The organism is Pusillimonas sp. NJUB218, assembly GCF_003788685.1.
Classification (GTDB): domain Bacteria; phylum Pseudomonadota; class Gammaproteobacteria; order Burkholderiales; family Burkholderiaceae_B; genus Neopusillimonas.
The window spans coordinates 250,556-262,959 of the sequence record NZ_NQMK01000001.1 but is presented as its reverse complement, the minus strand read 5'-3'; the positions used below and the strand labels follow the sequence as shown (position 1 = coordinate 262,959).

General features: G+C 56.5%; 9 protein-coding genes. 8 read left to right on the top strand and 1 reads right to left on the bottom strand.

Annotated elements, in window-relative coordinates:
* Positions 1 to 247 precede the first annotated feature (247 nt).
* From CHR62_RS01200 to CHR62_RS01180, 5 genes are all read left to right on the top strand, one after another.
* Positions 248 to 1,198, top strand: a complete 951-nt coding sequence (locus CHR62_RS01200; protein WP_158214007.1) for a MerR family transcriptional regulator — start codon at positions 248 to 250, stop codon at positions 1,196 to 1,198.
* A 220-nt stretch (positions 1,199 to 1,418) separates the two neighbouring features.
* A complete protein-coding gene (locus tag CHR62_RS01195; RefSeq protein ID WP_093969831.1) occupies positions 1,419 to 2,249 on the top strand; it encodes a VOC family protein in 831 nt (276 codons plus the stop codon).
* 31 nt (positions 2,250 to 2,280) lie between these two features.
* Entirely contained in the window at positions 2,281 to 3,138 is an 858-nt protein-coding gene (locus CHR62_RS01190; RefSeq protein ID WP_123659742.1) for a fumarylacetoacetate hydrolase family protein, read from the top strand.
* Positions 3,139 to 3,154: 16 nt separating this feature from the next.
* Entirely contained in the window at positions 3,155 to 3,925 is a 771-nt protein-coding gene (locus CHR62_RS01185) for an IclR family transcriptional regulator (RefSeq protein WP_093969833.1), read from the top strand.
* 20 nt (positions 3,926 to 3,945) lie between these two features.
* Positions 3,946 to 5,544, top strand: a complete 1,599-nt coding sequence (locus CHR62_RS01180; RefSeq protein WP_123659741.1) for a bifunctional 3-(3-hydroxy-phenyl)propionate/3-hydroxycinnamic acid hydroxylase — start codon at positions 3,946 to 3,948, stop codon at positions 5,542 to 5,544.
* A gap of 40 nt (positions 5,545 to 5,584) precedes the next feature.
* Here the strand turns inward: CHR62_RS01180 and CHR62_RS01175 are convergent, their stop codons facing one another.
* Positions 5,585 to 7,102, bottom strand: a complete 1,518-nt coding sequence (locus tag CHR62_RS01175) for a malonyl-CoA synthase (RefSeq protein WP_123659740.1) — start codon at positions 7,100 to 7,102, stop codon at positions 5,585 to 5,587.
* Positions 7,103 to 7,298: 196 nt separating this feature from the next.
* On the opposite strand from CHR62_RS01175, the gene CHR62_RS01170 reads away from it, so the two are divergent.
* From CHR62_RS01170 to CHR62_RS01160, 3 genes are read left to right on the top strand one after another with little or no spacing between them, the layout of a single operon-like run.
* Positions 7,299 to 9,752, top strand: a complete 2,454-nt coding sequence (locus CHR62_RS01170; RefSeq protein ID WP_123659739.1) for an ATP-binding protein — start codon at positions 7,299 to 7,301, stop codon at positions 9,750 to 9,752.
* The gene (locus tag CHR62_RS01165; RefSeq protein WP_093969837.1) at positions 9,749 to 10,414 is read left to right on the top strand and encodes a biliverdin-producing heme oxygenase; all 666 of its coding nucleotides are present in this window, start codon (positions 9,749 to 9,751) and stop codon (positions 10,412 to 10,414) included. The genes CHR62_RS01170 and CHR62_RS01165 overlap by 4 nt, the downstream gene beginning before the upstream one ends.
* Positions 10,411 to 12,393: a sensor domain-containing diguanylate cyclase gene (locus CHR62_RS01160; protein WP_123659738.1), complete on the top strand. Its 1,983-nt coding sequence runs from the start codon at positions 10,411 to 10,413 to the stop codon at positions 12,391 to 12,393. The genes CHR62_RS01165 and CHR62_RS01160 overlap by 4 nt, the downstream gene beginning before the upstream one ends.
* Positions 12,394 to 12,404 lie beyond the last annotated feature (11 nt).

Below are 12,404 nucleotides of genomic sequence, written 5' to 3'. Positions count from 1 at the left end.
ATTACTATTGTTTCACCAATGTCTAGGACAAACATAGTTTAAATTGAACTCTGTCGCACCTGGACAACCCCACGTCAAATACCGGGTCAAGCATGAATAAGTATGGCTTCATAGGGAAAAACAGCCGGGTCAAGACAAAAATTAATGCCCGCTTGACCCGAAACATAAAATATCAGGCTTGTCTAAGACAGAATGGATTAATATGATGACTCGGAAATCAACCAACTTAAAGGGTCAGTTCCTGGTCATGACTACACACACACTTACCCCACAAGCCGCGCCATCCGGGTACCGCAGCGGCACCGCTGCCCGGCTGACAGGCGTACCTGTTGAAACCCTGCGTGTCTGGGAGCGGCGCTACAGCGTCATCGGGCCCCGGATGAGCGAACGTGGACAACGGTTGTACTCCAGCGATGACATACAGCGCTTGACACTCATCAAGCAACTGGTCGATGCGGGCTACCCGATTGGGTCGGTTGCCCGGCTGCCGACGGCCACCCTGCAAGACATGCGCACACCTTCCGAGCCGCCCAGCCGCAGCTTCAAGGTAGGCGTAGCAGGCACCTTCATGGCCAGCCCGACCGTTATTGATGCACTGAAAAGCGGTCCTTTGGAGGTGGTGTGCCACAGCATGATGCCGCAGCAGGCCGCCGATATTTTTGAAGATGCGCATGTTGATGCCGTAATCGTCGAACTGCCTACACTGACCGAAGCAACCGCCACACTGATCACGACCATCCAGAAGTCGTGCGATGCGCGCCAAGCCATTGTTCTTTACCGATTTGCGCCTGGCAAAGTCATCCGTCGCTTGCGTCAATCGGGGTTTAAGGTGGCCCGTGCCAGTTCCGACCCGCGCGAAATCGCCACACTGTGTCAGACCTTGCTTCAAAGCCCGGCGAACCCAGACATCGCAACACGCTTGCCCGTCAATAACGAAACACCGCCACGCCAACGCTTTAACGATGAACAGCTGTCGGCCTTCCTGGCTTCTGCCAACAACCCCTACTGTGAGTGCCCACGCCATTTGGTAGAGTTGATACTGAGCTTGAACAGCTTTGAGGCCTATAGCGCCGAATGCGTGACCCGCAGCCCGGAGGACGCCGGTTTGCACCGCGACCTTCAACGCACCGCTGGGCACGCCCGTGCCATGCTTGAAAACGCGCTTGAAAGAGTTGCCGAGGTCGAGGGATGGCAGTAGGCCCCGCATAAAGACCACGACTCGTCTGCGCTAAATCGCAGTCATTTTCTTAACCATCCCGACCTCGTCGGGGTGGTTTTTTATTTCTTAATTCCCAATATCTGATAATTATGAAATAATAAAAATACAAATTTACTAATTAGCAAAAAATCGTTCTTAGCACAGCTGCTATCTGCCTTTCTCAGCCCTCGCTACCCGCCTTTATTTGCCGGAGCCCACAATGTCTACGTTTACCGCCCACCTAGATCACTTATGCGTTGAGTCGGCCAACCCGCAGGCCTTGGCGACCTTTTATAGCCAAGCCATGCAAATGGCTGTACTGCCGCAAGTGGACGGCAGCTATGCCTGCGAGGGCCGCGAACGACGCATGGTTTTTTGCCCAGGCACAGCCAAAGCACTGCGCTACTTTGCCTGGAACTTACCCAGCCCCGAAGCCCTTGAGGCCGCCCGCAGCAAGGTGGTTGCGGCAGGCCTTGCCATTGCTGCATCGCCCTCGCCTTTTTTTGACGAAACAGCTTTTGCAGTACACGACCCCGACGGAAATTTGCTGGTGTTGGGTCACGACCCCGCCGACCGCACAACCCCCACGGGTTTGCCAGCGCGATTGCAGCACCATGCTTTTGGCACTACGCATATCCAGCCCATGCTCGATTTCTACACCAGGGTGCTGGGTATGTCCGTCAGCGATAACGTTTACGCCGACGATGGCAGCCTGCGTTCCTCTTTTTTGCGTGCTGGCACCGAACACCACATTTTGGCTATCTTTGTCGCGCCCCAATGCAGTTTCGACCATCATTGCTACGAAGCCGGCGAATGGAACCTGATTCGCGACTGGGCCGACTTACTGTCGGAACAAGATATTTTGCTGGACTGGGGGCCCGGGCGGCACGGCCCCGGAAACAACCTGTTTTTCATGATTCGCGACCCTGACACCAATTGGCTAGAAATTTCGGCCGAGCTTGAACTTTGCGATGCTTCGCGCCCCACCGGAAGCTGGCAACACCGTGAAAAAACCCTGAACAGTTGGGGCAAGGCATACTTGCGCAGCTAACCCTTCGCTTTCATTTACTCAAGGAATCCATATGCGTCTGTTATCTTTTGTCGGCCGCAACGGCCAATCGGGCTATGGCGCCCAAATTGACGATACCCACGTCGCCAACCTTGGCGCCATCCTGGGTCATCGCTACGCCGATCTGCGCGCACTGCTGAGCGGCAACGGCCTTGCCGAAGCCAAGGCGGCTCTTGCGCTTGCCCCAGTGCTTTCCATTCACGAAATCAAACTACTGCCGGTGATTCCCAACCCCGACAAAATCATTTGCGTCGGCCTGAACTACGAAACCCATCGTAAAGAAACCGGTCGCCCGGTAGAGCAGCACCCCTCGATCTTTACCCGTTTCGCCGCCAGTCAGATCGCCGCAGGCGACCCGATTCTGGTGCCGCGCGTGTCTACTGCACTTGACTATGAAGGCGAATTGGCTCTGGTCATTGGCCGTCCGGGCCGATACATCAAAGCAGAAAACGCCTTCGACCATGTAGCCGGTTACGCCTGCTACAACGACGGCTCCATCCGCGACTGGCAGCGCCATTCGCATCAATTCACGCCCGGCAAGAACTTTGTAGGCACAGGCGCCTTCGGCCCATACATGGTCACGGCAGACGAAATCTCCGACATCGAAGCCCAAACGCTGACCACCCGCCTGAACGGCGAGATCATGCAGCAGGCCAAAATTTCCGACATGATTTTTTCAATTGGCCAGATTATTGAATATGTATCGTCGTTTACGCCCCTAGAGCCGGGCGACGTCATTGCCACAGGCACCCCGGGCGGCGTCGGCTTCAAGCGCGAGCCACAGGTTTACATGAAACCCGGTGACATTTGCGAAATCGAAATCACCAAGGTTGGCCTGCTGCGCAACCCGATTGCGCAAGATCTGGCCTGACTTTTCTGCGCGACACATGCCATCAGAACGCCAAAGTTCGGTCGATCGACTGCTTTCCATACCCCGGCTTTTCACCGACGAAAAGCCGCTATGGACGGTTGAAGAAGTAGCCGACAAATTGCAGATTTCTATCAGCAGCGCCTACCGGTACTTTCAAAGCCTGCTCAAATTTGAATATCTGGATGAGGTGCCCGGCCAGGGCTATTGCCTGGGCCCAGCCTTCATTGCGTTCGACCGTACCATACGCGTTACCGACCCGCTGGCGAGAGTGGCGGGTCCGGTACTGGCGGGCCTGGCTAGCGCGCTGGATGACGGCACCGACCTGATCATCTGTCAGGTGTATCGTAAAAATGTCATGTGTATTCACCACGAAAACATTGGTAAAGCCAGCGCCGGCACGAGCTACGAGCGCGGGCGACCCATGCCCTTTTATCGCGGCGCCACATCAAAAGTAATCTTGGCGCACTTGCCATGGCGCCAGCAAAAGCGCGAATACGAGAACAATACAGCCGCTATTGCTGAAGCCGACATGGGCCACGACTGGAAGTCTTTCAGCGCCGGGCTGCGCGAGATCAGGAAGAAAGGTTACTGCGTGTCTCATGGCGAGGTTGACCCAGGCCGCGTCGGAATAGCCGCACCGATCTTCAGCCCCGATGGGCAAGTCAGACACAGCCTGAGCATTGTTGTGCTCGACACCCGCACCGATGCCGCCCGCGAAGATCGTCTGACCATGAGTATTGTCGCCGCTGCGTCCCTTATCTCTGAACGCCTGGCCCTGCCAAACTGATTTTTACCTGGCCACACGCTATGACCACAGAAACCATGACTCCCGTTACGATTGTTGGCGCCGGCCCTGTTGGCCTGATGCTGGCCAACCTACTCAGCGCCTACAACATACCCGTTGTGGTCATTGAAAAAAACGCCACCACGGTTCAGGCGCCCCGCGCGGTCTCTATAGACGACGAGTCTCTGCGCGCCCTACAAATAGCGGGCCTGGCCGATACACTAAAGGCGCGATGCGCCATGGATTACGGCTCGGTTTATCTTGGCCCAGGTCGTCGCCCATTTGCGCGTGTCTCGCCTACATCGGCCGAGTACGGACACCCCCGCCGCAGCGCCTTCGCCCAACCCGAGCTTGAAGCCCTATTGGCCGAAGGCCTCAAGCGGTTTGCCCGTGCCGAAGTCCGGTTCGAACAGGAAGTGGTGGGCCTGACCCAGCACGACGGCCACGTAACGCTTGAAGTTAAACGAAGTGATGGCAGCACCTACGTGCATGCCAGTCGTTATGTAGCCGCGTGCGACGGCGGCCGCAGCCCGCTGCGCCACATGATTGACGTCGGCATGCAAGGCTACACCTACGAAAAAAAGTGGCTGATTATCGACCTGAAAGGCACGCGCGACAACTTCCGCGAAACACGGGTTTACTGCGACCCGCGCAGACCCGGCATCAACCTGCCCGGCCCAAACCGCACCCGACGGTTTGAATTTATGCTGCTTGAAGGCGAGACCGATGAACAAGTCACCCACCCCGACTTCATCAGCAAACTGTTACGCGACCACGGCCCCGACGAAGGCATTGAAATTGTACGCAAGCAGGTTTACACCTTTCATGCCCGTATGGCCACCGACTGGAAAAAGGGCAGTGTTTTCTTGCTGGGCGATGCCGCCCACCTGACCCCGCCCTTCGCCGGCCAGGGCCTGAATAGCGGCCTGCGCGACGCCGCTAACTTATCCTGGAAACTGGCTGCGGTATTAAATGGCCAGATGACGCCTGCCGTGCTTGAAAGCTATCAACAAGAACGCCCCGAGCATGCCTGGCAATTGATTGAAATGGCGATCAAGCTGGGGCGCATCATGATGCCCGAAACCATGCTCAAGGCGCACTTGCTTGAAGCGGGGTTTCGGGCGCTGCAACTCATACCCCCAGCCCACGAATACATCACCCAAATGCGCTACAAGCCCAAGCCCAGGTTCTCGAAAGGCTTTTTTGTGCGCGATGGGGCCGACCTTAAGAAAACACGCGTGGGCCGCATGCTGCCGCAACCTTGGGTTGAAACCGAGCACGACCGCAAAACACACCGGCTTGACGACATTCTGGGCCACGGCTTTACATTGATTGCACTCACGGAAACACCCGAAACAGCGTTTGAGGCCCTGCCGCCGCTGCCGTTTGAAAAAAAGCTGGGACTGAAACGAATCTGCATCACCCCGCGCTATTACAACGCGTTTCCTGCCGCGCCAAGCGCTGCCACCACCGTACGCGACGTGTACGGCGATTTCGAAAAACACACCAATGCACACGATGTGTGGCTACTGGTTCGGCCCGACCGCTATGTGATGGCGTGCATCCCTCGCCAAAACCCGCAAGCTGCCGTGGCCGAGCTAACCCGACTGCTGGAAAGCTGAATCAGGCCCAGCAACCACTGCGGGCCATGCCGCAGCACGGCTACAACGCCTGGAACTGTTCGCGCAATACGTTCTTTTGCACCTTACCCATAGTGTTGCGCGGCAGCTCACTAACCACATGCACCTTTTTAGGGACTTTGAAATTGGCAATACCCGCCTTCAGGGCGGCCTGAATCTGGTCGGCATCCAGCGCCACGCCCTCGCGGGGCACCACAATAGCCACAACCGCCTCACCAAAATCCGCGTGGGGCACCCCTACGACGGCCGATTCGGCCACACCAGGCATATCGTCGATAATGCTTTCGATTTCTTTGGGATAAATATTAAAACCACCCGAAATAATCAGGTCTTTGCTACGCCCCACAATCACCAAATAGCCGCGTTCGTCCCAGCGCCCCATATCGCCGGTTCGAAACCAGCCGTCGGGGGTGAACTCTTCTTTGGTTTTTTCGGGCATACGCCAATAACCAGAAAAGACGTTGTCGCCACGGACCTGGATATGACCAATGTCGCCCCCAGTTACCGGCTGCAGCTGATCATTTACCACGCGCACCGACACGCCAGGCAAAGGCTTGCCAACGGTACCACCCACGCGCGGGCCCTCTGTCGCGAGATAAGGATTAGAAGTCAGCATGACAGTTTCACTCATGCCGTAACGCTCGAGAATGGTGTGCCCCGTTCGTGTTTGAAACGACTCGAAGGTATCGGTCAGCAAAGGCGCCGAGCCGGAGATAAACAGCCGCATGGACTGACATATGTCGCGATTGAGGCGGGCGTCGGCCAACAAGCGCACATAAAACGTAGGTACACCCATCATGACGGTTGAGCGCGGCAAATAATGCAGCGCCTGCTCAAGATCGAACTTGGGTAGCCAGATCGTACGGGCGCCGGCCAACAAGGCGCCATGAGCCGCCACAAACAAACCATGCACATGGAATATAGGCAGCATGTGCAGCAATACATCGTCGGATTGCCAGCCCCAGTAAGTGTCGAGCACCTTGGCATTGGCAATCATGTTTTTGTGCGATAGCATCGCCCCCTTGCTGCGCCCCGTTGTGCCCGAGGTGTACAAAATGACGGCCAACGTATCGGGCGAACACTGCACTGTTTCAAATGCTGCAGACAACCCGGCGATGGCTTCGGACAAGCTACCCGAGCCATCTTCCTCGAGCGTGAGCACCCGACATCCGTCTTGTTGCTCTGCCAATGGCGCGACCCAACTGCGGTTCTTGGCCGAACACACCACGATCGACGGTTCGGCATCGCCCAGGAAATAGGCCACTTCTGTTTCGCGATACGCCGTATTCAAGGGCAAATACACCAGACCGGCACGCAGCGTACCCAAATACAGCATCAAAGCTTCGGGCGATTTTTCGACCTGAACCGCAACACGCGCTCCCGGTGGCAATTGCAACGAAGTCAGGTAATTTGCCACCCTTGCCGACCCCGCCTCCAGATCTTGAAACGAATAGGTCCGCAGAGGTGTTTCGATAGCCACGCGGGACAAGTCATGGGCAAACCCGGTACGCAGAACACTATAAAGATTGGTTTGAGACACGTTTTAATTCCTGACAAGGCATGGGGTCTGAAAAATTAGCAAAAGCAACGGTATTGAGCAACCAGTGTAGGCTGGCACACAACGGCAATAAATAACCTGAAGGCCGGGTCATTTCGCTTCTGTTAAAGGCCCAAAGACCTGTAATATAAAAACGATAACGCCCCGCAGGCCCACTACATCCCTCTCGAGGCACCTCGTGCAACAAGTCAAACACATCAGGCGCCTGCTTGTCGCCCAAGGCATTATTGCCGTTGCCATTATTGCCGGCATCGTCTACGAAATTGCGGGCGCGTATTACAACGCCATTGACGGCACTTACGCGCGCGCTACACGCGCACGCAACGCGATTATGGCCCACAGCACGCAAACGTTCACAATGGTCGACCAAGCCTTGTCGAACATTGTCGAGCACTCCGTCGTTATCGTGGCCGACGGGCCCGACATCCTGAACCACTACCTGCTGGTCCGACGCAATGACCTTCCCTATGTCGAGGTGCTGCAAATCACCGACCGCGATGGCACCGTCATTGCAACAACACGCCCCCGGCTCGATAACCTGAGGCACCGCGATTTCTTTGCCGAGCATCGCAACGACCAAAATCAGCAATTACGTATTTCAAAGCCGTATATTGGCCAGCACGACGTTATAAGCGGTAAGTGGGTAGTTGACCTGACCCGCCCTGTGTTTGACAGCGACGGTAACTTCAGCGGCGTAGCAATCGCCACCCTGTCGCTCGAAGACATCTCGCAGGTATACGATGACATGCGCCACACGACCCAAGACATTATTGGCCTGGTGCGCGACGACGGTGTGTTGCTAACACGCAGCCCGTTTGCGGCGTCCAGCATCGGGCGTCAGGTATTCACTCCCGAGGGTTCAGACCAGGTTATTTTGCAAACATTGCAGGGGGACTACCGGCGCACCTCACCAATCGACGGCAACGACCGGGTGGTGGCTTATGGGCAAATAAAACACTACCCGCTTATGGTCTATGCCGGCGTTTCCGTCAACGAGGCACTGAGCCTCTGGAAGCGCAGAGCGATTCTGGACGGATCGCTCGGGATTTTGCTGGGCGCCATGGTGATGGCATTTTCCTATTTGCTCTACCGGCAAATTCGCAAGAACTATGCAGCCGACGCCGCCAGGCAGCAGGCACAAGAAGAAACCGACCGTATTTTCCGGTCGATTTCCGATGCGGTGTACCGCATTGACAAAGCATGGCGGTTCACCTTCTTAAACCGTCAGGCCGAACAGCTCTTCGGGCAAAGCACCGAAGACATCAAAGGCAAGCTGTTATGGGATGCTTTCCCGGCGCTGCGTGAAACACAAACCAAAGCGGAGTTCGAGCACGCCATACAGCACCACACAATGGCTGACTTCGAACAGTACTATGCGCCAACCCGCACCTGGTTCAATGTCAGGGCTTACCCCGGCCTCGATGGGCTGACCGTCTATCTTCAAGACATCACCGCCAAGAAAGTTCGCGAGGAGCAAAAGCACGAGGCCCAACGCATGGACACCCTGGGGAAACTCACCGGTGGCGTGGCTCACGACTTCAACAATTTGCTTACCGTCATCATTGGCAACACCGAACTAATCGCCGAGTACGTTCAGCACGACAAAACCCTGCGAGGTATGGCCGACACCTCGCTGAAAGCCGCCGAGCGCGGCGCCAAGCTGGTGTCACAACTGTTGTCTTACGCGCGCCGCCAACAGCTTAACCCCAGCCCCATCAATATCCCCGTGCTGCTAGACAACATGAAACACTTGCTGGACACCGCTGTAGGCAACGGCGTGCGTATCCGCTGCCAGCATGCTCCCGATGTCTGGCCTGCCCTTGCCGACGAAGGCCGGCTGCAAGACGCCCTAATTAACTTATGTATAAACGGCCGCGACGCCATGCCCGACGGCGGCACCATTACTATTAGCACCAGCAATCTTCATGTCACCCCCGATATGGTCAAGCAGGGCGATGCGCTGGCCAAAGGCGATTACGTCGCCATTTCGGTACGCGATACCGGTGTCGGCATGGACAAAAACACGCTTAAACGCGTTTTCGACCCCTTCTTTACCACCAAAGACGTGGGCAAAGGCAGCGGCCTGGGGTTGCCCATGGTGCAAGGGTTTGCACGGCAATCGAATGGGTCTGTCGGGATAGAGTCCACCCTCGGTAAGGGCACAACCATCACGCTTTACCTGCCACGCGCTTCAAGTATCGACACCACCTCAACCCACATTCAAAGCGCCTCATTACCCACCGGCAAAGAAAAAATCCTGTTGGTCGAGGATGAACCGCTAGTAAAAGACCATGTCTGTCGCTTGCTGAAATCTTTGGGGTACGATCTGTTGTGTGCAGGAAGCGGTGCCCAGGCATTGCAATTACTTATGGCGCATAACGATATCGACTTGCTTTTCACCGATGTGACCATGCCCGGCGGCATGTCAGGGCCCGAACTGGCCCGCGAGGCCCGCCTGATCTACCCCGAACTGCCGGTGCTGTTTACGTCGGGCTACCCCGAACAACTCACCACCGAAAACTACGACGGCCTTGACAGCTGGTTGCTCGAAAAGCCCTATAACCGCGAACAATTAGCCCGCAAAATCCGCGAGGCCCTTGGCGCCGGCCCGCATACGCCAACACGACAATGAACGCTGCACATGAAGCGCGCCATGCCGGTCGCCAGGCATGGCTTCGCAACCACACTCAGGCACTGCATGCCCGACTTGACTCGTCGGCGCCGTTACGTGCCCTTTTACAACCCGGCCTGACGTCGGTCGCGTACCAACGCGTTATGGCGGCCATGTATACGGCCCACGCCCAGGTCGAGCCTGAGCTGTTGGCGCTTGACAGCGCACGGCCACCCGCGCTGCCGGCTTATGCGTCTCGCCTGACGTTGATTTCCCTGGAAATAGCCCGGCACAATAACGACGGGACAACAGTAACCCCCGCCCATGTCGGTACAGCATTGGCGCCAACACACACGTTTGTATCCCCTGCTGACAAGCGCCACGCCCTAGAAGCCATCATCTCGTCACAACAGCAGTCGCGCTACCTGGGCCTGCGTTACGTGCTGGAAGGAGCGACACAAGGCAGTCGCTTTATTCAACGAAGCCTGCAACAGCACAACCCTGGGCTACGCGTCGGACCCGACAGTTACTGGGCCACTTTGGCCAACAACTCAAACGCCTGGTCTTGCCTGTGCGACATCATCAACGATCAGAGCACCGACATAGATGACGCCGAACTACTGGCAGGGGCTACACTCGGATTCAAGATATTCATCAACACCTTCTATAGCACCGCGACATGACGATGAACCGGCCGGTCTTCGACGATTGCCTGACTGCGCAGTTGCAATCCATGGGAAAGATCCAAACTCATGGCGCGCTGTTAATTGCCGACCAAAATGATGTCATTGTTGCGGCATCATCCAACGTTTCAGACTGGCTGGGGCTGACCACGCACGACCTATTGGGTCGCCCCTGGATGGCCCTGTTTCCCGAACTTCACCCACCGTCCAGTCTGGCCAACTCGCCCCTGCACGGGGTGTCCAGCGTCCATCTGCACACGGTCGCTATTCGTGGGCGACGTCTGGTCATGGCGCGACACCGTGCGCGCAACCAAGTCATTATCGAATTCGAGAACCCGTCCGACACCGAGTTGATCAGCAGCGATCGGGGCGCCATACTGGCTGCCTGCTTCAGTCAGCTGACACGCGTCGAGACCGAACAACAAGCGGCCGAAAGCCTTCTGCAGTTTATTGCGCTGGTTACCGGCTACGACCGCGTCATGCTGTTGCAGTTCATGCCCGACTGGCACGGCAAAGTCACCGCCCAAATTACCAAACCGGGCATACAGGGGTATTTGCATCAACACTTCCCAGCCAACGATATTCCCGAGAACGCGCGCATGCTTTACCGCAAAAAGCTGCAGCGTCTTATTGCCGACGCACAAGCTACGGCTGCAGATATTCTTTCTGCCCAGTCCGACCCCATCGACCTGACATTTGCCGAATTACGCGCCGTACACCCCGCGCATATCCAGTACATGCACAATATGGGTATTCGCTCGGCATTCAGTGTGTCGATTATTGTCGGGGGTGAGTTGTGGGGTCTGGTCACGTGTCACAACCTTGAGCCTAAAGGGCTATCGTTTGCCGACCGCCAGCTTTGTGAACACCTGGCCAGCGCTACCGGCCTTCACATGAGCGGACTTAAACGCTTGTGCCGAGCCAACGAGCGACACGAGCACTTGCTGATGCGTCGACAGCTTAAACAAGATATTTTGGCCAATGGTGTCACAACTGGCCTGATTCAGCGCCAAATGGCCGAAGCGCGTCGGATATTCGAGGCGGACGGAGTCTGGATCAGTTACCGACACGAGCATTACTCCGACGGCGATGTACCGTCAGCTGCCGACCGACGCGCGCTGCTCGACTGGCTAGTCAGCCAGCAAGCCGGTCCCATTTTTTCATGCAACCAAATCACCGACGCACTCAGCGCCAACGACAACTTGGTCAAACTGGCATCGGGTGTGTTGTATATCGAAGTTTCCGACCAAGACTTCATTGTGCTCTTGCGCAAAGAAATCCGCGAAACGCTCGAATGGGCCGGGTCACCCGCCGACGACGTCAGTGCTGACACCCATGCCGGGCTATCGCCGCGCACGTCTTTTGCAGCATGGGTAGAACAAGCGCGAGGGCAGGCAAAACCGTGGTCGCAGGTCGACCTCGAAGCGGCCGACCAGTTGCGAAAAATCACGCTCGAACTGACTGACTATATTACGCTGGAGCACCAGACACTCACCGACCCGCTAACCGGCCTGGGCAACCGAAACATGCTGAACCGAGCCCTCGAGCAATCGCTGGTCGTTGATGCATATGTCGGTATGCTGTTGATCGACATGGATCATTTCAAGCCAGTTAACGACAAATACGGCCATGCCACTGGCGACAAGGCACTGGTTGAACTGGCCCGCCGGATGAAATCGTTATTACGCGAAGGCGACGTACTGGTGCGCCTGGGCGGCGATGAATTCGCCATTGTGATGCCCAACATCAACCGCCCGGATGATACAGAAACGCTGGGGCACCGACTGCTGAATGCCCTGACGGCACAACTGGCACTGGACAACGGGGAGACTATCCAGCTAACCGCCAGCATTGGCGCTGCGGTTTACCCACTACACGCCAAAGACGCCAAAGCACTGATGCACCATGCCGACATGGCCATGTATGCCGTAAAACACGAAAGCCGCAACGGCTTCAAGCTGTATACGGCATCGGCCTAGCGAAGTGCCTG

What these genes read in the sequence shown, in the direction of transcription:
- CHR62_RS01165 (WP_093969837.1), top strand. Translation starts at nt 9,749, where the DNA reads ATGAACGCTGCACATGAAGCGCGCCATGCCGGTCGCCAGGCATGGCTT.
- CHR62_RS01180 (WP_123659741.1), top strand. Translation starts at nt 3,946, where the DNA reads ATGACCACAGAAACCATGACTCCCGTTACGATTGTTGGCGCCGGCCCT.
- CHR62_RS01160 (WP_123659738.1), top strand. Translation starts at nt 10,411, where the DNA reads ATGACGATGAACCGGCCGGTCTTCGACGATTGCCTGACTGCGCAGTTG.
- CHR62_RS01195 (WP_093969831.1), top strand. Translation starts at nt 1,419, where the DNA reads ATGTCTACGTTTACCGCCCACCTAGATCACTTATGCGTTGAGTCGGCC.
- CHR62_RS01200 (WP_158214007.1), top strand. Translation starts at nt 248, where the DNA reads ATGACTACACACACACTTACCCCACAAGCCGCGCCATCCGGGTACCGC.
- CHR62_RS01190 (WP_123659742.1), top strand. Translation starts at nt 2,281, where the DNA reads ATGCGTCTGTTATCTTTTGTCGGCCGCAACGGCCAATCGGGCTATGGC.
- CHR62_RS01185 (WP_093969833.1), top strand. Translation starts at nt 3,155, where the DNA reads ATGCCATCAGAACGCCAAAGTTCGGTCGATCGACTGCTTTCCATACCC.